Annotated in this window: 23 protein-coding genes; 3 read left to right on the forward strand and 20 right to left on the reverse strand. The window is 35.4% G+C overall.

Translation table 11 applies throughout. From position 1 onward, the window contains the following. Positions 1-35 precede the first annotated feature (35 nt). From sdrM to GJE18_RS08800, 4 genes are all read right to left on the reverse strand, one after another. On the reverse strand, positions 36-1355 hold the full coding sequence (sdrM, locus tag GJE18_RS08785; protein WP_165886135.1) for a multidrug efflux MFS transporter SdrM: 1320 nt from the start codon (positions 1353-1355) through the stop codon (positions 36-38). Positions 1356-1665: 310 nt separating this feature from the next. Continuing rightward, positions 1666-2343, reverse strand: coding sequence for a PAQR family membrane homeostasis protein TrhA (gene trhA, locus GJE18_RS08790; protein WP_060552501.1), 678 nt, complete (start codon positions 2341-2343; stop codon positions 1666-1668). Between the two features lie 19 nt (positions 2344-2362). Beyond that, complete coding sequence (locus GJE18_RS08795; protein WP_107368897.1) at positions 2363-3553, reverse strand: UTP--glucose-1-phosphate uridylyltransferase; 1191 nt, start codon at positions 3551-3553, stop codon at positions 2363-2365. A 49-nt stretch (positions 3554-3602) separates the two neighbouring features. Beyond that, positions 3603-4106, reverse strand: coding sequence for a metal-dependent hydrolase (locus GJE18_RS08800; protein ID WP_107376438.1), 504 nt, complete (start codon positions 4104-4106; stop codon positions 3603-3605). A gap of 187 nt (positions 4107-4293) precedes the next feature. On the opposite strand from GJE18_RS08800, the gene GJE18_RS08805 reads away from it, so the two are divergent. Beyond that, positions 4294-4554 carry a SunI/YnzG family protein gene (locus GJE18_RS08805; RefSeq protein ID WP_037567200.1) on the forward strand — a complete coding sequence of 87 codons (261 nt, stop codon included), beginning with the start codon at positions 4294-4296 and terminating at the stop codon, positions 4552-4554. A 142-nt stretch (positions 4555-4696) separates the two neighbouring features. Here GJE18_RS08805 and GJE18_RS08810 read toward each other — a convergent pair whose 3' ends face one another. From GJE18_RS08810 to GJE18_RS08835, 6 genes are all read right to left on the reverse strand, one after another. Beyond that, complete coding sequence (locus GJE18_RS08810; RefSeq protein ID WP_060551578.1) at positions 4697-5659, reverse strand: FecCD family ABC transporter permease; 963 nt, start codon at positions 5657-5659, stop codon at positions 4697-4699. Further along, on the reverse strand, positions 5656-6681 hold the full coding sequence (locus tag GJE18_RS08815; RefSeq protein WP_107368895.1) for a FecCD family ABC transporter permease: 1026 nt from the start codon (positions 6679-6681) through the stop codon (positions 5656-5658). Before GJE18_RS08815 ends, GJE18_RS08810 begins: the two co-directional genes overlap by 4 nt. Positions 6682-6735: 54 nt before the next feature. Further along, positions 6736-7722: an ABC transporter substrate-binding protein gene (locus GJE18_RS08820; protein ID WP_037567192.1), complete on the reverse strand. Its 987-nt coding sequence runs from the start codon at positions 7720-7722 to the stop codon at positions 6736-6738. A 69-nt stretch (positions 7723-7791) separates the two neighbouring features. Further along, positions 7792-8862, reverse strand: a complete 1071-nt coding sequence (locus GJE18_RS08825) for an alanine racemase (RefSeq protein WP_107368894.1) — start codon at positions 8860-8862, stop codon at positions 7792-7794. 3 nt (positions 8863-8865) lie between these two features. After that, positions 8866-10629 carry an IucA/IucC family protein gene (locus tag GJE18_RS08830; protein WP_107376437.1) on the reverse strand — a complete coding sequence of 588 codons (1764 nt, stop codon included), beginning with the start codon at positions 10627-10629 and terminating at the stop codon, positions 8866-8868. Further along, complete coding sequence (locus tag GJE18_RS08835; protein WP_060551581.1) at positions 10616-11797, reverse strand: MFS transporter; 1182 nt, start codon at positions 11795-11797, stop codon at positions 10616-10618. The genes GJE18_RS08830 and GJE18_RS08835 overlap by 14 nt, the downstream gene beginning before the upstream one ends. A gap of 101 nt (positions 11798-11898) precedes the next feature. On the opposite strand from GJE18_RS08835, the gene GJE18_RS08840 reads away from it, so the two are divergent. After that, positions 11899-13845, forward strand: a complete 1947-nt coding sequence (locus tag GJE18_RS08840) for an IucA/IucC family protein (protein ID WP_107368892.1) — start codon at positions 11899-11901, stop codon at positions 13843-13845. A gap of 237 nt (positions 13846-14082) precedes the next feature. Continuing rightward, positions 14083-15231 carry an MFS transporter gene (locus GJE18_RS08845; RefSeq protein ID WP_060551583.1) on the forward strand — a complete coding sequence of 383 codons (1149 nt, stop codon included), beginning with the start codon at positions 14083-14085 and terminating at the stop codon, positions 15229-15231. 168 nt (positions 15232-15399) lie between these two features. On the opposite strand, the gene GJE18_RS08850 is transcribed toward GJE18_RS08845, so the two are convergent. The 10 genes from GJE18_RS08850 to GJE18_RS08895 form a co-directional block, all read right to left on the reverse strand. Further along, entirely contained in the window at positions 15400-16926 is a 1527-nt protein-coding gene (locus GJE18_RS08850; RefSeq protein WP_107370843.1) for a BCCT family transporter, read from the reverse strand. 71 nt (positions 16927-16997) lie between these two features. Then, positions 16998-18005, reverse strand: coding sequence for a zinc-binding alcohol dehydrogenase family protein (locus GJE18_RS08855; protein WP_060551585.1), 1008 nt, complete (start codon positions 18003-18005; stop codon positions 16998-17000). 167 nt (positions 18006-18172) lie between these two features. Then, entirely contained in the window at positions 18173-19576 is a 1404-nt protein-coding gene (lacG, locus tag GJE18_RS08860) for a 6-phospho-beta-galactosidase (protein WP_037567175.1), read from the reverse strand. 15 nt (positions 19577-19591) lie between these two features. After that, the gene (locus tag GJE18_RS08865) at positions 19592-21319 is read right to left on the reverse strand and encodes a lactose-specific PTS transporter subunit EIIC (protein WP_107368889.1); all 1728 of its coding nucleotides are present in this window, start codon (positions 21317-21319) and stop codon (positions 19592-19594) included. 5 nt (positions 21320-21324) lie between these two features. Continuing rightward, positions 21325-21639 carry a PTS lactose/cellobiose transporter subunit IIA gene (locus GJE18_RS08870; protein ID WP_037567172.1) on the reverse strand — a complete coding sequence of 105 codons (315 nt, stop codon included), beginning with the start codon at positions 21637-21639 and terminating at the stop codon, positions 21325-21327. A gap of 39 nt (positions 21640-21678) precedes the next feature. After that, complete coding sequence (gene lacD, locus GJE18_RS08875; RefSeq protein WP_107368888.1) at positions 21679-22644, reverse strand: tagatose-bisphosphate aldolase; 966 nt, start codon at positions 22642-22644, stop codon at positions 21679-21681. 106 nt (positions 22645-22750) lie between these two features. Continuing rightward, entirely contained in the window at positions 22751-23266 is a 516-nt protein-coding gene (gene lacB / locus GJE18_RS08880) for a galactose-6-phosphate isomerase subunit LacB (RefSeq protein ID WP_037567168.1), read from the reverse strand. Positions 23267-23281: 15 nt separating this feature from the next. Continuing rightward, on the reverse strand, positions 23282-23710 hold the full coding sequence (lacA, locus tag GJE18_RS08885) for a galactose-6-phosphate isomerase subunit LacA (RefSeq protein WP_037567165.1): 429 nt from the start codon (positions 23708-23710) through the stop codon (positions 23282-23284). Positions 23711-23982: 272 nt separating this feature from the next. Beyond that, positions 23983-24735, reverse strand: a complete 753-nt coding sequence (locus GJE18_RS08890; RefSeq protein WP_107368286.1) for a DeoR/GlpR family DNA-binding transcription regulator — start codon at positions 24733-24735, stop codon at positions 23983-23985. Between the two features lie 181 nt (positions 24736-24916). Beyond that, a complete protein-coding gene (locus GJE18_RS08895) occupies positions 24917-25495 on the reverse strand; it encodes an STM3941 family protein (protein ID WP_107368285.1) in 579 nt (192 codons plus the stop codon). Between the last annotated feature and the right edge of the window lie 40 nt (positions 25496-25535).

Here is a 25535-nt window from a genome sequence, read left to right on the forward strand (position 1 = left end):
TCCTCACATTACGTAATGAATCGTTTACGTTAAACTTATATCGTCTTGTGTTGTTGCCATATCACCCATAAAACGCTGAGCAATAGCATAGCTAATGCCATAACGTGTTGTATAGGAACATTTAAAAATGCCACGGACATACTATACACAGTTCCCATTATTGCAGAACCCATCGCATTACCTAAATTACGATTCAGTGTAAATAAAGACATCATTTTTTTCATTTGTCCTTGTGATACACCCTCTTGGACTAATACGCTATCTTTAGTGAATGCACTCCCGAATCCCATACCTGCAAAAAATACTGTGATTGCAATGAGTATGGGGTGGTTTACATTCAAACTCACACTTAAACTTGCTAAAAATAAAAAGATTAATAATGTCACATAAAACGTCTTGATAGATACATATTGCTCAATGTAGTCTAATGTAAAATTGATTAAAAGCCATCCTACTGATAAAGGAAATATGATTAATCCACTCTGTAAAGGAGAGTAATGAAATTCATCCTGTAGATATGATGGAATAAAGACATTAAATCCTATTAATATGGCTGCTATCATTATATCGGTTATAAATGCAAGCCGAATTTTAGGTGTGAATTCTTTTATAGATATAAAGGCATGCGGTTTCTTTTTATAATAATGTATTAACCCAATGCTAAAGAAAATGAGTAGTAACAACGCACCAACATACAACAAATTCATTTGATATGTCATAACCGTCCACATTAGACATCCTATAAATATATAAAAGAGTAATATGCCTCTATAATCAACGACATGTTTTTCGGTCGTTTCTGCCTCTAAGCGATAACTGATGATGACTAATATAAATGCGATCGCTCCAATGGGAACATTTATAAAAAAGAGCCAGTGCCAAGTTGTCCATTCTAAGATAAATCCACCTATAAAGGGACCGATAATACTCGAAATCCCCCACACACTTCCTACTATACCCATTACTTTGTATCTAAAAGGTATAGCAAAAGCTAACTTTGGTACAATTTGGGCGAGTGACATATTGATACCTGCGCCAATACCTTGTATAAAACGCGACAACAATAATATGTCAAAAGTGTGACTAAAACCAGCCAATAGACTACCACCGATAAATAAACTTAAACCCAACAATGTAATCACACGAATTTCAATCCGAGACATGAGTTCGCTAATAAGTGGAATGGCCACTACAATACCTATAAAATACACAGTAAAAACAAAGGCGATAGAAACATCTGGACGTAAATCATGACGCATAGTTGGCAAAGCAATGGAAACAATAGTCGTTTCAATGGCTGACATAAACATGATTAATACTAATGACATAATCACATTGAACTGTTTCATTTTCATAATGTATCCACCTTCCATACCACTTCATTTATTACTATAAGATAAAAAGCATCGTAATAAAAACGAATCACTCTAATTTTATAGAGAGATTCGTCTATCATTAATTATGATTTTTAAAATAATGCCTCACTGCTATCATGATAGCAATAACAACAACTGCAAATATGAGCGATATTACACCTAATATTGGCGAACTCTGCATTGCCCCCTCGCCAAATAAGTAATAAAAAGCAAAATATATTTGAAATAGTAATAACAGGGTTAACCCCATCATAATGGATGTGTACTTTGAAAACATGTTACATCCCACCTACATAAAATAAACAATTCCGATAAAATGAAATATGGACGCTATTAAAATAAAAATATGCCATATCATATGAAAATACGGTCTGTTTTTTTGAGCATAAAACCATGCACCAATGGTATAAGCAAGTCCACCTAATACTATAAACAATAAAAATATCCAAGCTTGCTCTTTAAGTATGATTGGAAAATAGATAACACCAACCCAACCCATAAACAAATAGATAAACAAACTTAATTTGGGGTTAACGTGCGTAGATAACGCTTTATACAAAATGCCCCATATCGTTATCCCCCATAGTAAAATCATTACTGTCCAACCTAACCATCCACCGACAAGCACTAATGATATAGGCGTATAACTTCCTGAAATAGCGACATATATCATACTATGATCAATGATTCGTAAAACATACTTATGTGATGATGCTTGTTGCATCGTATGATACACCGTAGATGACATAAACATTAAAAAGAGACTTATTACGAAGACAGATACACTGATTGACATCGTTACGCCTGTAGAAATATAACTATGAACGGCTGCATATGGCAGTGCAATGAGCATTAATAATGCCGCAAATCCATGTGATACTGCATTACCGACTTCCTCTCCAAAAGAGAGTGGATTCATTTCTTTAAACGCATTTAATTTATTTTTTGCAACTTTAGTGGGCTTCATTTGCGACATTATATCACCCCTATTCAATAATGTTTAATCGTATTAAATCATTTGTAGCTGTTTCAACACTATCTTTACCTTCTTTATTTTTTAAAGGGCTAAATTCCTCGTCACGTAAAACTTGTAACGTGATAAAAGATTGCGCATATTTAAAAATATCAAAATAAAACAGTTCAAACTTTAACGTCGGTCGTTTCACAATACCAAAATCCTCATCAAGTTGTTCTAGTTGCTTAATAGCTAAATGATATGGCAATGGTTCGTCGACAACACGGTTTATAAAATCCGTTTTAAAAGCGTGAATACCAATATTCGCATTTTCAAAACGATCAGCCACTTCTGGGTCAAGCTCAGAGTATTCTAATACTGCATCTTGGCCATCTTGGCTGACAAGACGACCAACACTTTCACCCGGTTTAGGTTGTATTGATTTAGATGTTACATCTTTGTCGTAGTATGCTGTAAATCCAGCAAATATTGGATCTAATACACGTACAAGTACGTTATCAATATTATTTACAAAAATAAAACGATTCCCACGTTCAGTCATTTGGTCTAAATATCCCGCGCGTTTTAGTGCTTTAAAAACACCACCATTTCCATTTGGTGTTTCCATAATTTGAGCCTCATGATTAAGAATCAATCGTCCTTCTTCATTTAAAGCTACAATGGTATCTTGTTTATAAAAATAAACGTGTGATGGGTCGTATCCAAAATAGTCATTTGTTTCAAAAAATTGACGTGTTTCTACATCATTAATGTCGCTTGTCATAATATACCAGTCAACATGTGTACCTGTAAGCTCATGTAAACGTATTAATTGACGTGCTTGTAATTCAAAAAGACTCGTTCCTTTGATTTTAAATGAGCCTTTAGGCCCTTTATATCCAAGACGCGTCCCTTGACCACCCGCCATTAATAACACAGCAAATTGATGATTGCGAATAGCTTCTAACCCTTTTTGTTCATACTTATGACGTAATGCGTCATCGAAATCATTTTTTCGTACATAGTCAACTTCTTGAATCGCAGATACATCACTAATTGTTTGACGTTGTACATAGACATCATGATACAATTTTTGAATCTCAGCGAGGTCAAGTGCATTAAGGCGTTCTTCAAGTCTATCTTTTTCGTTTTGGCTCATCATCTTCTCATATTCTAATAAATGCTGTTGATGATATTTTTCCAATTTACTTTTTTCAAGCATAATTATACGCTCCTTTAATTCATAAATTCTTTTCAACGTACATTTCTATTTAAATCCAAGTCATCAATACGCGTTTAATCGGTGTTTCGAATAATATGTATACAGTTAATAGCGTAAATGTTGAAGCTAAAGATAAATCCACTAAGCCTCCCGTTCTAAAATGTATCGGAAAGCGCACACGTATTGGTAATGGAAATAATAAACGTACACCTCTAGGGGTTAACATATCTAATATTACATGTGAAAGCATACCACAAATAATGCTAATCATATAGTAAAGCGGTGTTTCAATTAGTGTTAATAGATAATAGCTGAGAATAATGAATAACAACGAATGCGTAAATGTACGATGGCCAAACAAATGTTTGACGATAAAGCTCAAAATTTTTAATCGTTGACCTATTTTACTCCTCGTATGACAAATATCAGGAAATATACTAGCAATACCAGCTATAACAATGGCTGTCACAGATTCAAACAGATCAAGTTCAAAATGTGTAGCTACCATAGCTCCAATGAGTAAGCCCGCAGAGGAATGCGTTTTTCCAGTCATTTCTAACTCCTTTATCTCTACATTTTTCAATGACTTAGTATACCATATCTTCAATCAAAACACGAACATATTTTCGTATTTCAATTAGTATGTCACATTTGTAAAATGTATAACACATTTCTCTTGCAATTCTTTAAGAAATCGGTTACACTATAGTCATCAATTAGGAAAAGGATGTGTCAGTCAAATGGCTATGACAGTTAAGAAAAACGACAAAGAAGTACAAATCCAATGGAGAGTTGCAGATATCCGTATTCCAAACGACCAAATCAAAAACGTGACTGAGGATCAAGATATTCACGCATTCCCTAGCACTGAAGAAAAAACAGTTTCTCGTATTGGATCTACATTTGGCAAAACGAACCGTGTAATCATTGATACGGATGACCATCAATACATTATTTATACGCACAACGACAAAAAAGTTTATAACGAAGTAACTAAATAAATATAAACGTTAACAATTCGTTGACATCAAAAAAGCAATCCGAAATGGATTGCTTTTTTGATACCCAATTCTATGACATATAAAAGAGAGAAGCTCAGATCAACCAAAAAAATGCCGTCAATACTTGACGACATTTTTATTTTTATATTTTTCGTAATACGTATAAGAAATATGGCGCACCTATAATAGCAATTAATACCCCCACTGGAATATCAATTGGTGGTGCGATTGCTCTCGCAAGACCATCCGAGAAGACCATCAATAGGCCGCCTATTAAACCTGACATTAAAACAATATGAAGATGTTTATGTCCAACTATACTCCGTGCGATATGTGGTGCGATTAATCCTAAAAAGCTCAAACCACCGACCACGGATATTGAAGCGCCTGCGAGCATTACTGCTGTAATAAGTAATATCATTTTTGTACGGTTTACATGAGTGCCCAAACTTGTTGCTACATCTTCTCCTAAATCTAATAAATCTAATTTCCTGCAATACATTAAAATAATAGGGACTGCAACAATAATCCACGGCAGAATCACCAAGACATGATCAAATGTTCTTCCAAATAAGCTACCCGTTAACCATACGAGCGCAATATTTGCCTCCATAGGGTTTCGAATTAATAAATACTGGACAATCGCCATCGCAATAGCGCCTATTGCCATACCTATAAGCGCGAGTTGCGAACCTTTCACACCCTTATAGCTAATTAATAACGATAATATAATACTTATAGCAACAGCACCTACAAATGAAGCAAATGGTAATACGTACAACGGTGCTTTAGGAAACAAAATAATAACGATGACTGCCGCAAGACTGGCACCTTTTGTTATCCCTATAACATCTGGCGAAGCTAAAGGGTTTCGAATCACGCCTTGAATGACTGCACCAGAAATCGCTAATGCCGCCCCTACAACAATGCCTAAAATCATGCGTGGAATACGGTATTCAGTTAAAATGAAGTTTTCACCCGTCCACATTTCTTTTAAAGCTTGATTAGGAGCAATCCATACAGCCCCTGCACTTAGGCTTAAAATAGAAACTATGATTAATAGAAATACAATAATGAGATAGCGCTTGGATAACTTTAATTTCATCGTGCTTTCACTCCTCTCATTGTAATCCATAAGAAATACAATGCGCCTATAAATGAAGTCACAATTCCTACTGGAGATTCAAATGGAAAAGCGATCAAACGACTCACCACATCAGAAATTAAAAGTAAATTAGCGCCGATAATCATAGATAACAAGATTATTAAAAAATAATTTCGATTCAAATAATACTTCACGATATGTGGCACAATAAGACCCACAAAACCAATTGGTCCGGCAATAGATACACAAGCACCGGCTAGAACGACGACAATGAGTCCGGCTATGGCACGTACACGTTGTGTATTTTGACCGAGTCCCTTCGCAAGTTCATCACCTAATTCTAAAATAGCGAGTTGTCTTCCTAAAAATAATGCCATGACTAACCCCGTCATAATCCAAGGTAGAATATGAATGATATCCGGCCATTTAATCGTATGTAATGCACCAACCAACCAAAACATGACGGTTGTTGTCGCATCTTCATTTAATAATATAATTCCTTGCGTTAAACTCGTAAAAAATAAATGTATTGTCATACCAGCGAGTGCAAGTTTAACAGGTGTCATCCCTCTCGTTGTTCCAGCTAATAGGTAAACGGTTAAGCCACCAATAAATGCACCGACAAATGCATAAATCACTGTATATTGTGCCAATGATGGCAATAACACTGTAATCAAAACAACGACAAATGAGGCACCAGCATTTACGCCAAATATTTGCGGTGAGGCAAGGGGATTTCGTGTAATAGATTGCATTAACACCCCTGCCACTGCAAGTGCTGCACCAATAAGTATTGCTGCTAACATCCTTGGCATGCGTACGTTATGTATTAAGAAAGTATCTTTCGTATCTTTTAGTTGAAACATATAGTCCAACATCGATTGAAACGAGATTTTAGATGCACCGATTGCAAGATTAAGATATATTGCAATAATAAGAAAACAGACGCTCACAATAAATGTGAGCGTTGTGCGTTTTCCATGGTGATATTCTTTAAAGTTTGAATGTGACAGCTTAGACATTAGAAATCACCTTTTTTATAAAAATTACATGTTACAAACGTATTTATAATACGTTTATTTTTGTTCTTTTTTCGAAATTTCAGCGAGTTCTTTCGCAATTTCTTCAGAAGAAATCAAACCACGGAACTTCGCCCAAGTTTGTCTATCTACGATGTGTACACGATTGTTTTTAACAGCTTTAACGTCTTTCCAAACTGGATCTTTTTTCATTTTAGCATAGTGAGGATCTTTGTCGCCATTAACCATGATGAACATACGTTCAGGGTTCACTTCTGCAAGTTGTTCTGAGTTCATATTTAAATATGGTGCGTTTAAATACTCAGGTAATTGATCTTCAACCTCTTTCGTTAGCGCTTCTTTAAACCCTAATTCATATAAAAATTGACCTACATAGGATTTATCTGAATGCGCTAAAAATCCAGATTGTGAAATAACAGCTGGTAAAACTTTTAAGTCTTTGTTCATTGTAATTTCTTTTTTATATTTTTCAATTGTTTGTTTATGTTCTTCTAAGCGCTTATCCGCTTCTTTTTCTTTAGATAATGCTTTAGCTATCGTTTTGAATGCTTCGATATTATCTTTATAATCTGCATCTAAACTAGGTAACATAATTGTTGGTGCAATTTTACTTAATTGCTCATAATTCCCTTTATGACGGTTAGCATCAGCAATAATTAAATCTGGTTTTAACTCACTAATAACTTCTAAGTTAGGTTGTTTTCGTGCGCCAACTGATTTATAGTCGCCCACTTTATCTTTAATCGGTGCGATAATATTTCCTTTTTTACCATCATCTGCAATACCTACAGGTTTAACTCCTAGTGAAACGAGCGCATCAACAAATGAATATTCAAGCGCTACAACACGTTTAGGCTCACCCTTAACCGTTGTAGTTCCTCCTTCATGCTTTATTTCAACGCCTTTACCATCACTAGTACTCTTATTGTCTGAGTTACCTGAATCACTCACGTTACCACATGCAGCAAGAGTGATGATGAATGCTACCAATGTGAATAAACATAATGCTTTTTTAATGTTCACAATGACATTCTCCTTTTCTTATGTAATTCGCCTTACCTCATACATTTTAATTGATAATGATTCTCAATGTCAATATCTATTCAAAATTTTATTTTCTTTTGTACTGTTCAAATTTTCTAACATTAAGTCGATGCCAGTATCATTGAGATAACGTTTGGAGAGATGTGGTGCATGCATACTATGTGCAAGCGCAGCATATCCTAATTTAAACGTCATTACATCACCAATTTGATAGCCATGTGTTTCATCTAAATCTATTAATAATAAATCACTTGTACTTCCTACAATTTTCACTTTCGAATCCACCGGTGTTATTTCTGTTACAACTGTATCTAAATTTCCAAAATCTACAAGTGCTTGCATGTAAGGTTGATGTGTGGATAAATTCAATCGCGGTTTAATTTCAATAATGTGACCTACAAGCTCAATCGCATCATCATATAAAAATGGAAGTCGTTGGTTATGCGCTGTTTCATATCCTCTGAATAATGCTTCACCTATACGTAATTCATTAATAGGACCTAAATCATGATACATTGCTAACGTTAACATACTCGAATTACCACCAGAGATTGTTGTAAAAATAAAACCTGTTTCTTGTTCAACACTATTTAAAAAGTGTTCAATATAACTGATATCTTCCTCCGTTGGTGGCATAGCTCGATAACACATAAAATTAAATGCTAACCCTTTCAAAAATACATGATCCATGCGCATTACTTCATTAATGTAGTCCACCGCTTCATAAGTCAATAGACCTTCTCTACCATCTTTCCAATCTACCATTAGTAAAATTTGATGGCGCTTATTTTGTTTTTTCGCTTCTAAGTTAATACGACGAATGACATTAATATCAGTTTGAATACTCATTGATGTTTGTGACACAAGTGTCGATATTTCAGATGGCATAGCCCCCTTAATCATGACGTAATTCAATGTTCCATAATGTTCAGAAATAATGTTCAGTCGTGATTCTGCTATGCACTGAAAAGGTAACGTTTCAAATAGTTTTGCGATTTGCGAATCACCTGCGACACATTTAAGTACCGGTACCATATTAATACCGCGTTCATCAAGCATACGCTTTAATAATAGAGCGTTATATTTAATTTTACTGAGATGAATATTGATATGCGCCACAATTTACACCTCTTTTCGTATTGGATTTTGGAGTTCGATTTGCATATACGATTTTACCCTTTGATGCATACGCATTGTAAGCAATGCTTTAACAGTCACTGTTTGACCAAATAAAATTTCTCTCAAGACACTTGCATGCGATAAATGATCCTTTATCGCTGTATCTACCTCGTCGCGAACGATGGCATAAAGACATGGTTCTGCAATATGATGTGTATGATTAAAATGATCTATTAAGGTCCCCAATTGATTTTGGATTACAGCATGTTGGAATTTGGCTACCACCGCTTCGATATCCTCAGCAATTAAACTTTGGTTAGAAATTTCTAGTTCTGGCACTTCTTTTTGCAATGTTGGAAGATCAATCCTAGAGCCACCTAAATCCCTCACATTAAAGGAAAATTCACGGGTTTGTTGATTAATTTGTAAAACCGTATTTTGCTGGTGGGCTTCAAGTGCAATGCCATAAGTTTGGATATAAGCAATTAACGGTGGTATTAACGCATGTGTATAGTCTTTAATGAAACGTACGATAGTTGCCTCATTAATATCGTCATATAAAAATTCAATTAAGCTGTCAACGGTGATTTGTTCGTCTACTGGATTTTCTTGAGTGAGTGCAGCAGTCACTATTTGTAATACATTTTGATTCGCGGTTGCTGGAGATTGACGTACAATCATTCCGAATTGACGTGCAGTATCTGGCTCCTCTTTTACATAAGCACCATAAGGCTCTAAAGCAACCTGTAGAGTTGGATATATATTTAAAAGCCTTTGTAATTGATAACTAAGCTTTGGCCCATCTACAGTTGTTACAGTGGACACTGTACGTACCGCACTTGTTGCTTGTACATTAATAGGCAACTTAATATGATAAGGTTTTTGTTCTAGTGCCATTGTTCTAAATGAGAGTGTTGCTTTAGATGGCACACTGTATGGCGTTGGTATAATGCGTAACATCTGAATTCTATGGGCAAATTGTGTTGTAATCACATTGTCATATTGCCATGGATGCACTAACATAATTCGATAATCATTTAATTGACATCCTAATGGTTCTAAAAATTGCTTGAGTCGCCCGTTAAATTCAGGTAATACGTGTGCACCAATAAAACGGTCATTACCGTCCATAGCAGTAATTTCAAGTTCATCTTGATGCACGAGGACGATACGTAAAAATATCGTTTTCATAAATTCAGGTGCATAATCACGAATTTCAGCTTCGTTTAATGGAAGTTTGGTTTTAGAAAGCGGATGTGAAGGATGCCCCTCCCAAACCATGCCTTCAGTATATGCTAAACTCGTCCAATCGTTATTCCCTTGCATATGGCTCAGCCATGATATAAAGTTAATTTTTTCAGGTAAACGTGTGATTTTTAATGAATGTTGCATAGCGATTTTACGTTGTTCCAATTGATCATAAGTTAAAGATAATCCTAACCGACTATGTTTTAATTCTTCTATGAGTTGATCATGAAATGGAATATTAAAGTGTGTTTCCAAATGTGAGATGAGTGCTTCTAAACTATCAAGCTGTTCATTAGATTGACCCATCTGATACGTTATCGGACCGTTTAAATGTATTTGAAAAAATGCACTATGTGTTTGACATTTAACATGCAACACATGTTGGTGAAATTGTATTTCTACCGATGTGGGGTGAATCTGAACGTGCGCATCATTAGGAAATAGTGACTCTTTCATACAGGCTAGTAACACCCGATATTGTATATTTCTATCCGCACGTTGATCATTAGTGAGTTTCATTTCTCAATGGACCTCCAATATATTTTTGATTGACTACATACCCCAAAATAGCGATGCTCATTGTGGTGATCCCCATAATTAAAAATGTAGGTGTAATACCGATCCAATCCGTGATTAAACTCAATAGCATTGCGCCTAATGGTATCATTCCGCGATCTATCATAATCACACTTAAAATTTTCCCCCGATGTTCCGGTTCAATATCATTTTGGAAAAAGACTCTGTTTGAAGTACGGGCCAATTGACCAAACATACCTACAAAAAAGATGACAATGAACAAAGTCATTACGTTAGCTTTAAACAGGCTCAATAACCCAATTCCAAATCCTATCGAACTAAAAAAATATAGATGATTATTTTTAGTATAATCGATAATATGAGGAAGTACTAATGTTGCAATCACACCACCGATTGCACTGATTGTCATCGCCGTACCAAAAACAGATGCATTATTTGGAAAATGCGCATCTGTTAAAATAGGTAACATTGTTGTATAGGAATAACCTGTAGCCATTATAACGAGTGAAGTTAAAAAAATGTTTCTACCTTGTATATGTATTTTTAAATACTGCTTGGCAACGGTGAAAGAAAGACCTCTAACTCGTTTTAGTTGTGTCGCTTTAAAATAAAGCGGTAAACTGAGTAACAGTGATATTCCATACACTACAGCTTGTAACAAGAAGGCATATGCACTGCCATATAACGCAATAATAAAACCTGAAATAGCTGGTCCAATAGAACGACATATGTTGAGTATAAAAGCATTGTATGATACAGCTTTAGACACGGGTAACTTTGTCGATAAATCTGGTAATACAGCTTGTCTTACTGGCGTTTCCAATGCACTTAAAGAGCCACGCAAAAAGGCATAGCTAAATAATACGAACATCGGTACATTTCCTATAGAAAACACTAAAACGGTTAAGGTGGTTGTCACAACACATGAACTTGCGACACTCCATTTTATGAGGTTACATCTACAATACCGGTCGGCTAAGCCCCCTGCCCATAAACTTAATAAAAAAATGGGAATTAAACGGAAGAAATTGAGTAAAGCCAAATCCATCGCATTATGGTTCATTTGAAACGCATACCAATTTAATGCAATCTGACCAATCCAATTTCCTAAAAAGAGTAAAAAAGTGCTAGAAAAATACCATTTAGCCAAAATACTCACCTTTCTTCAATTGATAACGATTCTCAATTCCGATATTATGGATTATACGAATCCTCTATGCATTTGTAAAACAAAAAGAATGAGGTGCACAAATGAATTCCGAAAGTAAAGTAAGTTATAAACAACTAGAATTTTCACGCGAAGAAAAAGAAAGTTACGCATATTTACGAAAGCACTCTACAGAATGGGCTGAATTGTTTTTACAACACCTTTTAGCCGGGCGTGATAAAGTAACGGCACGTTTGATGGGATCTCTTTATAGAGAGAATCTTGTTGGAGGCTATGAAAATAGTCATATTTTGTCTGCAAATCATTTAGAAAATACCCCTTTCAATAATAATGATGTGTTAAAGATTCATTTCCCTTCTCAAAATATATCGATTTGTGCTGAAGTGACGGGTCAACACGCTTTCAATCGTATTGATGTGACTGGCCCATTTTATTGGTTGCAAGATCATTCATATCATCGCGTGTTACACCCAAATGAATTGTTAAATGTTGTATTAAGAGAAGACCCTTCTTTAAACGGCGAACACAGTCAACAATTCAAAGACGATTTAGAAAATAGTGCAACACATATGGCACTCGCATTAAGTTATCAATCTTTTAAATTCAAAGATGTCACCTCTTCATTGTTAACTTATATTCAAAAACAACCTGATGCGTATTTGGCATCTGAGCAATCCGTAATCGAAGGTCACCCTATTCACCCAGGCGCCAAACTTCGTAAAGGTATGACTACTGAAGAAACTATCAAGTATACTTCTGAATACAACCATGAAATCCCTTTACAATTCGTATTAATACACGAATCATTGACGCGTAAACAAAGTATTGTAGGTCCATATCAAGAAGCTATTTTTCAAATGTTTTCAAATTTAAAAGAAACGATTCAAGCTCAAGTGGCTTCATCAATAAACATTGATGACTACGATGTGATGATTATTCATCCATGGCAATATCAACAGATTATAAACAAAGACTATTCACAAGAATTAATGACGCATCTTATCATACCAATTTCCTATGATGCGCCTTATTTTGCAGGATTATCCTTTAGAACATTAATGCCAAAGCATCCTAAAATAACACCACATATTAAACTATCGACAAATGTCCATATAACAGGTGAGATACGAACGTTATCTGAACAAACGACTCATAATGGCCCATTGATGACCCATATTTTGCGCACCATAGAATCAGAGGATAAATGGTTTACACAATTAAATACACAATCTGTTCCAGAGTGGGCAGGTATTCATTTTTATAAACCATCAGATGCCCCTAGCATACAGGAACAGCGTAGCGAACAACTCGGAACACTCTACCGTGAAAACATTTATCGCTACGTTAATAATGATGAAATACCATTAATCCCTTCAAGTTTCGTAGCCACACTTCCAAATGAAAGAACACCACTATTGATGGCGCTCATTTCACGTTATCAACATCATCATCACTTAGATCAACGGGAAAGTGTGCTTCAATGGTTTAAAAGTTATGCTGCGTCATTGATTGATTATGTTGTCCCACTACTTGTAAAGTATGGTATCGCCCTCGAGGCACACTTACAAAATACGGTTGCTGTGGTAAACAAAGACAGCGGCGCATTAACCCAAATGCTGATTCGGGATTTTGAAGGCTTACGTATCGATGAAAAACAGTTGAATGCTTCAGGATTTCCAACACACCATTTTCACGAAAAATCACGTATTCTTACGGATAGTCAAACTACTGTATTTAACAAAGCGTTTTATTCAACCGTTCAAAATCATTTGGGTGAACTGGTTGGATGCATTGCAAAATACGTTGACGATTCATCAATCGAACTTGATTTATGGCATATCGTACGCGAACGCATTCAAGATGTATTTAAAGTATTGAAATCAAATGAAAGCAATTTCGCCCGTATACAGGAGATTGAAAACGTATTTTTCAAAGCGCAAATTGACTATAAATGCGTCACGACGATGCGACTCTTAGATGAAGCCCATGCCTATACGTATATTCAAGTTGATAATCCACTAAAAATGTAAAAAGCACTTGTTGTTGCTCATTTTCAAAGTCCCTACGTCATCACAACCGTAACTTAACTGCCAGTGAGGTTACTATTATGTATTGCATAAGCTTTCAAAGTTCATGTCAAAATGGAGTTTGAAAGCTTATTTATTTATGGCATGCATCATGGAGCACTTTTTGATATTCAGTGGTTCCGTATTTTAGTAAAGTATATTAAAATTGAGCACAGAGACTAAAAAAGGAGACATGTTAAAATGACAGTCATGCGTACCATTACTTTTATGCTGAGCATTTTCATTGTAGGAATGGTTGAGCTGGTCGTTGCAGGAATTTTAAGCTTAATGAGTCATGACCTCCATATTTCAGAAGCATGGATTGGTCAACTCGTCACGATTTATGCCTTTACTTTTGCACTTACAGGTCCAATATTAGTGAAGCTTACTGAACGCTTTTCACCTAAAACGGTTTTACTTTCAACAATACTTGCTTTTATTATTGGTAATCTTATCATTGCGCTTTCTCCAAATTTCACTATGATTGTCATTGGTCGAATTATCTCATCTGCTGCTGCAGCATTAATTGTCGTTAAAATTTTAGCGATTACAGTTATTTTAGCGAAACCCCAACATCGTGGACGCATGCTCGGGCTTGTGTATACAGGGTTTAGCGGCGCAAATGTTTTTGGCGTACCATTAGGTACACTCATTGGAGATTGGATAGGATGGCGTTATACTTTTGGACTGATTATTGTGGTAGCAATTATTGCTGGCATCATGTTACTATGCTTTTTGCCACATCGTATTCAAACACAATTTGAAACAAAAGAAGATTATCGTATGCGCATTAAGCGACCATCAGAAGTGGTTAAATTATTATCTATTACTTTTATTTTCCTCACTGCGAATTCAGTAGCCTACATCTACATTAATCCACTTATTTTATCAGGAGGGCATACGATTCAATTCGTCTCATTAGCCCTACTCGTCATTGGTATAGCTGGCGTAGTGGGAACGTCTGTAGGAGGATATTTTACAGACATTCTATCTTATAAAAAATGGTTATTAATAAGCGGTACTATTTTTACTATAATGATGTTTTTATTAAACCAATTGTGGAGTTATACAATAATTTTACTTATTGCACTCTTTATATGGCATATCATTCAATGGAGTACAAATCCTGCAGTACAATCAGGTCTGATTGAACAAGTTGAAGGTGATCATAGTCAAATTATGAGTTGGAATATGTCATCCTTAAATGCAGGTATAGGGTTTGGCGCTTTACTTGGCGGTATAGTGGTTGCGCATATTAACCTTTTTGCAACAATATACGTTGCGATGGCTATCGGGATCATTGGCCTTATAGTTATTATTCTATTAAAAAAACCAGCCCCTAAACGCTAATCATCGACTTTGTTCAGTGATAAGGTGTCATGATTTTATGTTTTATATATTACAAAGCCTTCAACGTTACTATTGAAAAACGTTGAAGGCCTTTTTTAAATCTAGACGTCGCGTTTAAGTTTTAAATGGAAATCCACGCTACTTTAATTACCATTACATGAGCATCATTTAATGTTTCCCACGCGTATTCTGATGTGTGTGTAAGTGCGTTTTGGGGTGTTCTTTTGACAGTGCTTTAAATAATGACCAAACCATAAATATAATAACAACTGAGAAAGGTAATGCAGCTATAATAAGCATGTTTTGAATGGCTTGTGTTCCACCAGTAATAATCATAATTATAGCAAATAACGCAAGCATGATTCCCCATGCCACTTTGATATAAGCAGCCGGATGATTATCTCCTTTCGTACTCAACATTCCAAGCACATAATTTGCAGAATCGGCCGATGTAATGAAGAAAATAAAGATCACAACAAGTGTTAAAAGACTTAATATAAATCCAAGTGGAAAATGTTGATACATCGCAAATGTTGCAGTTTCTGTCGCCTCTTTCGCTAAATTTGCCACCCCACGTTGTTGCTGATCGATAGCTGACGCACCAAACACTGCAAAAAAGATAAAACATACGAGTGAAGGTACAAACAATACACCAATAATAAATTCTTTAATGGTACGACCACGTGACACTCTTGCTATAAAAATACCGACAAATGGCGCCCATGATATCCACCATGCCCAATAGAAAATCGTCCAATTATTGACCCAAGTGCGTTGCGTTTCATTATTTAAAGGTAATCGCAAACTCATATCAAAGAAATGCGCAATATAATTACCAATTCCATTTGAAAAAGTATTTAATATATACAAAGTTGGACCTAAAATAAACACAAGAACCAATACTATAAAAGCAAGAATCATATTGAAATTACTCAAATATTTTATCCCTTTACTAATACCTGTCCAACTGGACCAAGTAAAGACAAAAGCCGAAAACAGAATGATAAAAAATTGTGCTGTAAACGAAGGTTTTATATCGAACATGTAATTTAAACCTTGGTTAATTTGTAAAGCACCGAAACCAAGTGTTGCAGCCACACCTGTTACCGTTGCAATAATTGCTAAAATGTCAAGTAACCCCCCTAAAGGTCCTGACATCAATTTTCCACCAAATAACGGGCGTAATGTAGCACTTACAAGCCCTGGATAGCCTTTATGAAAGTTAAAATAGGCAATAACGAGCGCTACGATGCCGTAAACACCCCACGCATGAATACCCCAATGAAAAAACGCAAATTGAATTGCATCATCAATAGCCTGATTAGAGCCTGTATGAGCGATTGGACTTTTTGTATATGCATGACTGAGAGGTTCTGCAGTCGTCCAAAATACAAGTCCCATGCCCATGCCTGCACTAAACAACATCGCAAACCAAGACTTAAGAGAAAATTCCGGCGCTTCACCCTCTTTGCCTAAAATAATTGAGCTGTGTCTTGAAAATAATAAATACACACATACAAATAAAATCGCGAGCACAAGTAACAAATAGTACCATGCGAAATGAGTCGCAATAAATGATGTGATATTTTGAGTGGATTTTTCTACATGTTTTGGGAAAAGAGCACCCAGCAATACAAAGAGTGCACATAAGAAGAGTGATACCCAAAAGACGAGACTCACTTTAAACTTTTTCATTATGCATAGCCACCTTATACCTTTTGTATGCCCTTTCCCTTTTCAATCTAATATAATCTCTATTTTTTTATTTAAATCACTTTAATGACAAGCTTTCCTATAAACTGCTGTTGTTCCATTGCTTGATGTGCCTCAAAAAGCGTATCCGTCGTTAATCCCTCTAAAGTTTTAGTGCGGGTAGAGTGATACTGTTGGGTTTGAATCTTTTGAGCAACGTCTTTCAAATAGATTTGATATTGTGCCACATCAAAGTTGTGTATTGCTCTTGCAAACATAAATTCATGAGAAAACGTTATACTCTTTTGCTTCAATAAATTCAAATCTTGATGGTTATTAAATGCTACAATTGTTGCTATATGGCCTCTTGGCTTAACGATATCAATCATTTGCGTGTAATATGCATCTGTGTCATATGTACAAAATATATAGTCTGGTGATGGTAGCTTAAGCTTATCCCATTCAGACTTTAAATCCATTTTATGATTTAAAACTGCATCTGCCCCTTGTTGAAGGGACCATGCTTTTGTTTCATCTCGACCAGCAGTAGTTACAACTGTTAAGCCATACGCTTTTGCAATTTGTGTCGCAATGCTTCCAACGCCACCTGCACCATTAATAATTAATATTGTTTTGTTTTGGTTTTCATGTACATTTTTAGAAATTTTAAATACATCAAAAAATGTTTCATAAGCAGTGATGGCTGTGAGAGGGAGTGCGGCCGCATCTTCAAAAGATAACTGTTTAGGCATATGAGCAATATAATCTGTATGAATCGTCTGATATGTTTGATTAGAGCCTGGTCGTTGATTCGATCCAGAATAAAAGACAGCGTCACCCACTTTAAAATCAAAGACAGACGTGCCAACTTCAACGATTTCCCCTGCCGCATCGTAACCTAAAATACGAAAATCTGTATGCATAGGTGATTGTCTGACCTTTGTATCTACTGGATTGACACCAATTGCATGCACTTTCACACGTACCTCGTGTGGTTGTAACGCTGTCGGTGCTAACTCTATTTCTTCAAACAAATTTCCATCTGATAAATCAAATGGTTGTTTACTTACTATAGCTTTCATAAATGTTACCTCCTCATCAATGTTCAACTTTTGGGATACAAATCAAATAAGCACACTTAAATTAAAATCACTATAGCACTTCCCTATGCGGACTTCAAATGTATGTTAAATATCGCTATATAAACAATGAGACTTAACACGTGTAAACGTCTTAAGTCTCATAAGCTTTATTCTATGATTTGTGTTTCAGCGAGCTGTTTATACCAATACGCGCTTTTTTTCGGATAACGTTGTTGTGTTTCAAAATCTACGTAAAATAAACCATAACGTTTTTCATAGCCATTTGACCATGAGAACACATCCATAAGTGACCAAATGAAATAACCTTTTACATTAGCACCATCTTGAATCGCATCTGCGATAACTTCCAAGTGTTGTTTCACATAATCTATACGTGCATCATCTTCAACAGTATCGTTTTTGAACTCATCTTTATATCCTAAACCATTTTCTGTCACATATATTTTTTTATAGTTTGGATAATCTTTTTTCACACGCATAATTTGATCGTATAACCCTTGAGGATAAATCATCCAATCCCAATCTGTTCGCGGTACATCAATATCAAATTCACGTTGACCTACCCCTTTTAATTGGTATTTTGAAGCGCCTTTTTCGCCTTTACCATTATGCGTGATTTCACATTCGCCTTCATAGCCACGCATCCAATCACTCATGTAGTAGTTAATGCCTAAAAAGTCATTTAAGTCTTTCGCTGCATCAAGTACTTCAAAATCTTCATCACGTAAATCCAATTGGCCGCCGTTCACATTTAATATATGCTGAACGCCTTCCATAGTTTTGTCTGAATATTTACCTAAGTACGTGGCATCCAAAATGAATTTATTATGAATAATGTCTTCAAGTTCCGCAGCACGTACATCTTCAGGATTATTTTTATCAAATGGATATTTAGTTGGTAGCGCATGGACAACGCCAATTTCACCTTTATATCCTTGCTCTTTATATAATTTAACAGCTTTCGCATGTGCAACCATCATATTATGGTGCGATTGAAACACTTTTTCGAAATCATATTGAATACCTGGTGGGAATTTTCCTACTAAGTATTGACCATCTCCAATTGGCCCAATTTCATTGAAAGTTGTCCAATAGTTAACTTCTTCAAATTCTTTAAAACAAAATTCAGCATAGTTAACAAAATGCTCGATATTTTGTCTGTTTAAAAAATCACCGTCAGAGTGGAGGGTTTCAGGCGTATCAAAATGATGTAGCGTAACAAAAGGCTCTACACCACGTTTTAAACATTCTTTAAAAAGATTATGATAAAATGCCACACCTTTTGTATTAACTTCACCATATCCTGTCGGGAAAATACGCGACCACGCGATGGAAATTCTAATCCCATTGACACCAAATTTTTCACTTAATTCTAAATCGACAGGATAGCGATTATAAAAATCACTCGCGGGTTCAGCAGTATACCAATAATTCTCTTCTAAATACGTATCCCATGCGACACGTCCTTTTCCATCAGTTTGCGTAGCACCCTCAGCTTGGTACGCTGCAGTTGCACCACCAAAGATAAAATCTTTTGGTAATTTTTTCATGTTTTAAGACTCCTTTTATTTAAATTGGTCTTTCACAAATTGCAATGCGCCTTCACCATCACGCGTGAGTTTGATATATTCAGCACCTTGCGTTTTTGCTAACTTAATTCCTAAACGGTCTGTATCTTGTTTAATATCTTCATAGTTTGATGCGACTTGAGGCGCTAAAATAACTAGATCATATTCTTTCATGATGTCCATATGTGCACCGTAACTTCCAGCCGCAGCTGTAACAGGTTTATGATGTTCTGCAGCTGCTTGATTTAAAGCATTTGCAAGTAATCCACTTGTACCGCCACCTGCACATAAAACAAGTACATTCGTTTGTTCTGTAATACCATGATTATCTGTTGTAGTTGATTGTGTTGTTTCTTGTGTTGTAGTACCTACTGATGACGCAATGACAGCGTCTGCTTTTTTCGTATCGAAATTATCAGATACTTTTGAACGTAATTCATCTGAGCCATCGACACCTTTAAGCTCATCTTCTAAAATCTGTTTGTCATATACTTTAAAGAATGGATAGTAAATTAAAACATCGACGACAATTAATGTGACTGCAAGTACGAAAGCCCACACTTCAAAACCTGTACCCATTACAAGTCCAAGTGGACCTGGCGTCGTCCAAGGTAATACCACACTAAAACTGTTCATACCGAGTACGTCAACGAAGAATTTAAAGATCCATACGTTAACAATCGGAGCAGTAATAAACGGAATAAAGAATACTGGGTTTAAAACGATTGGTGCTCCAAACAGGATAGGTTCGTTTACACCAAAGAATGTTGGAACAACAGATGCACGTCCAATCGCTTTATTACGTTTCGACTTAGATAACCACATAAAGATAAAAGGTACGACAAGTGTTGCACCTGTACCACCCATCGTTACGATAAACATTTGTGTACCAGGTGTTAAAATCTTATCAGCATGTTCGCCTGCTTGTAATAACTTAAAGTTCGTTTCGATATTGGCATAAGTAATGGCAGCAATCGCAGGTTCTACGATCGATGGTCCATGAATACCTACAAACCAGAATAACGCGAAAGCACCAAAAATGATTGTAATACCTAAATAACCATCGGCTGCCGTAAATAAAGGTTCAAAGAATTTTACAATCGCTTCAGCGACATTTGTATTAATTACAGCACGTGATAATAAATCTAAACCATATAAGGCTAAAATTACTAAAGTAAATGGAATTAAATCTTTAAATACTTGAGAAATGTTAGGTGGAACTTCTTTAGGCATTTTAATTGTGACATTGTTTTTCACACAGATGTTATAAATAATTACTGTGACAAATGCTGCTAAGAAAGCCGTTAAAAGCCCTTTTGTTCCCATAAATGCATTGGCAAAGCCACCTTCTTCAAGTGGGTTAGCTGCTAAAAATAAGAAACCACAAATTGCTGCAAGCATTGTTGAGATAAAGTTAATTTGATTCGTACTTTCTAGACGACGATTGTACGCATCTGTCAATGCTTTGGCAGTTGTTCCTGCGACAAGTAAACCAACAATACCCATTGTGTAGCCATAAGGTTTCATAATTGCTGCTTCAATATGTTTTGGCCATGTGAAACCAAATATATTAGGAACATACGCGATAAGTAAAAAGATACTCGAGAATAAGATAACAGGCATTGCGGAAATAAACCCATCACGAATCGCTCTTAAATAAATATTACGTGAGAGCTTTTCAAAAAACGGTTTTCCCTTTTCGATAAATCCAATTAACTTGTTCATTTTAATTAACTCCCTCTTTTGTATAATTCAATGATGTGCTTTAACATATCTTTAAGTAAAAGTGTTGTCATTAAATGGTCTTGACCATGCATCATTGTTACACTGTACGCAATGTCGTCACCTTTCGCTTCTTTTTGTAATAAAGATGTTTGTGCTTTATGCGCATCAACAATACATTGATTTCCCTCTTCAATTAATTGTTCTGCTTTAGCGTAATCTCCTGCTTGCGCAACGTTTAACGCCTCTAAATATTTAGAACGTGCGTCTCCTGCATAAGCAACGATTTCAAAACCTAACATCGTAACTTCTTCTCTATTCATGGTAAACCCCTCCAACAATTAATGAATTTTATCTACTGATTATTTTTTATATGATACAGCTGTTTCTTTTAAAACTTTATTCAATTCATTGATATTGTGATAACCTTCAGTACGTAACCATTCACGTGCTGCTACCTCACCTTTTTCGATGTACGCTTGAACAGAACCAGCCCATGTTGCACGTCCACATAATACACCGTTAAATTGTGCACCTGCATTTGCAGCAAAACGTAATGTTTCTTGGAATAATTGTGCTGAAACACCTGCACTTAAATAGATATATGGTAAGTGTGTGGCTTCATCTTGTTGTTTAAAATAAGCTGCCGCTTCTTCTTGAGTGTAAACAACTTCACCTTCACCGAAACCTTCAACAAAATTCATATCAACTGGTACTTCTACTTTTAATACGTCCACACCAAAGCGTTCTTTTGAAAAGACGCGCATTGCTTCGATAACTTTTCTAGGTTTCACTTTTGCATACTCAGGTCCTTTATTATCAGCAATTGTGTCATCGTAAGCTAAAATTTCTAAGAAAAATGGAATATCCTCCGCTTTACATTCCGAGCCAATACGCTCGATATATGCTTCTTTTTGATTATTAATCGCCGCTTCATCATCCACATCATAATAAAGTAAAAACTTAACGGCTTGTGCACCCGCTTCTTTAATTCGTTTTGCTGACCAGTCAACGAGGCAATCTGGAAGACGACCTTTTGCGTTCACGTCATAACCCGTTTTTTCATAAGCAAGTAATAGGCCAGCTTCAGGATGACGTACTTGTGTTGCTGGTAGACCATATTCAGGATCTAATAAAATAGAAGATGCATATTGTGTGAGTTCTTCAGAAACAAGTTTTTTAAGTTTCTCCATATCTTCAACACTTGGTTCACCTGTTTGATATTTCGCCATCATTCGTTTTAATGCGCCACGTTGATCAAAAGCAAGTGCTGAAATAATGCCATCTTCATTACTTACTTGTTCTAAAAAAGTTTGTTTTGTGCTCATGTCTTACACCTCATATTAAATGTTAGTTTAAAACGGTTTATTGAAAAGCATTTTTCAAAATATACCGCTCTTATTTATCTGAATTTTCAAAAATTAGAATTTGCAATTAATCGTGATATTCGCCTCTGTCCCATTTCTCTAAAAATTCATCAAAGAAATGATCATCTTTTTGAGCTTGATTAATAGATTCAACTTTAGCAATTTTATCGATTAACTTTTTGTTCTCTTCTGTCGGTTTATATTCTGCATTAATAAATGCTTCAACAATGTCACATAGTAATAATTCACCGATAATTTTACCGCCAAAGCCAATGACATTCGCATTTAATTGTTCTTTCGCATATAAAGCCGAAGACATATCTCTTACAAGTGCTGAACGCACACCTGGCACTTTATTAACAGCGTTATTAATGCCAACACCTGTCCCACAAATACATACACCGAGGTCAGCGTCACCACTAGTAACAGCCTCTCCCACTTTCTTTCCAAATATCGGATAGTGTGTACGTGTAAAATCATATGTGCCACAATCAATCACTTCATGACCGAGTGACTTTAAGAATTGGGACACTTCCATTTTTGTATCTGTAACAATATGGTCGCAACCAATTGCAATTTTCATATTTAAATCCTCCTATTAACACATTTTATTTAACATGTCGACACGAATTTGATGACGACCTCCGTCATATTTTCCTTCAACAAAACCTTTGACAATGTTGATAGCCAATTTTTCTCCAACAAGAGCTGAGCCCATTGTAATCATTTTTGAATTATTATGACTACGCGTCATATATGCTGATCGCTCATCAGAAACTTCTGCAGCAATCATACCTTTAATTTTCGTAGCTACCATAAAACTGCCAGCTCCAAATTCATCAATCACAATACCTAAATTGCTATCGTCTTTTTGAACCTCTTTTGCAACCGCTACAGTTACATCGACAAAGTCAGACGTACTTTCTTCTGTTACATCTAACACATCGTATTGGTTGTCTTTTAAATACGTTTTAATATGGTCTTTTAATGCTAAACCAAATTGATCAGCACCAATAATCACTTTCACACTTATCATCCTTCCTATGATATTGCTGTTGTTGAAACAAACATTGAAATAAGCGCTTTCATCTCTTTATGTTTAAATTATAAACGTAATTAAACATATTTACAACATTATTTGTTCACTTTTTGTTTGTTGGTGTTTGATTGTTCTAATTTAGACAAAAAAAGAGACAAAGTTTCAACAACTTTATCTCTCTACTTAAAAATATTTTACCCTTATATTTAGTTTTGTTCAACATTAATATGCATCTTTATTGTTTTTGTCACAATTTGTCATTATATGACTTCGATGTAGTGTTTCACCATTTGTTGTTGTTCTTCAGTTAGACCATTGGTTACCATCGCAGTTAATTCGGACAATTCACAAAAAGACACAAAATCTTCTTTCCCTACTTTAGAATCATCCACTAATACATATTTTTCATTGGCATGCGAAATTGCTAATTTTTGCGTATACGCTTCCTCATAAGACGACGTCATGACATCATTACCTTTAATGCCATTAGCACTAAAAAATATTTTAGAAAAACGCATCTTTTCTAGCAATGTGTTTGCCATTTCACCTACAAATGATTCGGTAATTTCTCGTTGTGTGCCTCCAATTAAATACACGTTAAAATGTTCGGAACGTTTTCGGAACAAAATGTGAAAAACAGGCAAACAATTCGTGACCACAGACAATCGTTTATTTTTGATTTCATTTGCTAACATTTCTACAGTAGTGCCTGGACCTAAAAAGATATGGTTGCCGTCTTCAATCAGCTCAGCTGCTTTTTTAGCAATCATCTTTTTCTCTTCAATTTGTTTGGTATGCTTTTCATTATGAGACATTTCCTTATATTGAAAAGCCGCATTACTACGTGCCCCGCCATGTATTTTTGTCAAGACGCCTTGCTCTTCTAATTCGATTAAATCGCGACGTACAGTCATGTCAGAAACATTTAAGTCATCAACGATATCTTGAATACGTATCGTCCCTTTTTCATGAACACGTCTTGCAATTTCATCTAATCGCTCATATTTATTCACACTGCTCACAACCTTTTTATTTATCATCACGCACTTTGAAACTTTTTAAATAACATCTTTTATGATTATGTTCAATTTACTACAAAACCATATGAAAATAAACAAAAGTGATTTGTTGTAACGTTGAATTCAACAAAAACAAACAAAAGGTAAGACACTACGGTGTCCTACCTTTGATTGCTTATAATTCGTCAATTGTTTTCATTGTTTGAACAGGCGTATCTGATTCAACTTGAATTTGCCCATATTGTTGTTGGTACTGCTGCATTAAATGGAATAGGTCGTCAGTCTTCATTCCTTTAGCATTATTAGTATCGATAAGAATACCTGCATAACCCATCTTCGCATTGCTTTTCGCAAACATATTCCCAATCGCTGACCGTGCATTGTCTGCAATTTCAGGATGATGGAGTAACACTTGCACATAACGTTTACCGCCGAATTCTTTAATGTTAATTTCTTTCACTTCTTTCCAAGGAATTAACGTATCATTGGTCGACATTGCAGATGAATATTCATAAAATCCATGTTCATCTAAAATCGCAAAACCTGTTTTATTTAATAATGATTTCGTAAAAAACCAAATTCCTAAAGCAAAAAAGAGTGCACATAAAATCATGATAATTTTTAGAAATGTACTTGATGCACCTAGCCCTACAAGTAACAAAATCAATACCATAATAATGCTTAAACTCAAAAACAACATTTGCTTTCCTTTGGCTTTTTCAATGCGAACCACTTTAGATTCTCCATGATTCATTAAGATGTCTCCCCTCTATGTATCAATTAAAAATTTGAAT

The sequence above is a fragment of the Staphylococcus agnetis genome (assembly GCF_011466855.1).
In the GTDB taxonomy this organism is placed as follows: Bacteria; Bacillota; Bacilli; order Staphylococcales; family Staphylococcaceae; genus Staphylococcus; species Staphylococcus agnetis.

Coding starts and splice junctions, on each gene's coding strand:
- GJE18_RS08865 (WP_107368889.1), bottom strand. CDS start 21,319: ATGAACAAGTTAATTGGATTTATCGAAAAGGGAAAACCGTTTTTTGAA.
- GJE18_RS08815 (WP_107368895.1), bottom strand. CDS start 6,681: ATGTCTAAGCTGTCACATTCAAACTTTAAAGAATATCACCATGGAAAA.
- GJE18_RS08870 (WP_037567172.1), bottom strand. CDS start 21,639: ATGAATAGAGAAGAAGTTACGATGTTAGGTTTTGAAATCGTTGCTTAT.
- lacD (WP_107368888.1), bottom strand. CDS start 22,644: ATGAGCACAAAACAAACTTTTTTAGAACAAGTAAGTAATGAAGATGGC.
- GJE18_RS08830 (WP_107376437.1), bottom strand. CDS start 10,629: ATGAAACTCACTAATGATCAACGTGCGGATAGAAATATACAATATCGG.
- GJE18_RS08810 (WP_060551578.1), bottom strand. CDS start 5,659: ATGAAATTAAAGTTATCCAAGCGCTATCTCATTATTGTATTTCTATTA.
- lacB (WP_037567168.1), bottom strand. CDS start 23,266: ATGAAAATTGCAATTGGTTGCGACCATATTGTTACAGATACAAAAATG.
- GJE18_RS08845 (WP_060551583.1), top strand. CDS start 14,083: ATGACAGTCATGCGTACCATTACTTTTATGCTGAGCATTTTCATTGTA.
- GJE18_RS08855 (WP_060551585.1), bottom strand. CDS start 18,005: ATGAAAGCTATAGTAAGTAAACAACCATTTGATTTATCAGATGGAAAT.
- GJE18_RS08805 (WP_037567200.1), top strand. CDS start 4,294: ATGGCTATGACAGTTAAGAAAAACGACAAAGAAGTACAAATCCAATGG.
- GJE18_RS08800 (WP_107376438.1), bottom strand. CDS start 4,106: ATGACTGGAAAAACGCATTCCTCTGCGGGCTTACTCATTGGAGCTATG.
- trhA (WP_060552501.1), bottom strand. CDS start 2,343: ATGAAGCCCACTAAAGTTGCAAAAAATAAATTAAATGCGTTTAAAGAA.
- GJE18_RS08840 (WP_107368892.1), top strand. CDS start 11,899: ATGAATTCCGAAAGTAAAGTAAGTTATAAACAACTAGAATTTTCACGC.
- lacG (WP_037567175.1), bottom strand. CDS start 19,576: ATGAAAAAATTACCAAAAGATTTTATCTTTGGTGGTGCAACTGCAGCG.
- GJE18_RS08895 (WP_107368285.1), bottom strand. CDS start 25,495: ATGAATCATGGAGAATCTAAAGTGGTTCGCATTGAAAAAGCCAAAGGA.
- GJE18_RS08795 (WP_107368897.1), bottom strand. CDS start 3,553: ATGCTTGAAAAAAGTAAATTGGAAAAATATCATCAACAGCATTTATTA.
- sdrM (WP_165886135.1), bottom strand. CDS start 1,355: ATGAAAATGAAACAGTTCAATGTGATTATGTCATTAGTATTAATCATG.
- GJE18_RS08850 (WP_107370843.1), bottom strand. CDS start 16,926: ATGAAAAAGTTTAAAGTGAGTCTCGTCTTTTGGGTATCACTCTTCTTA.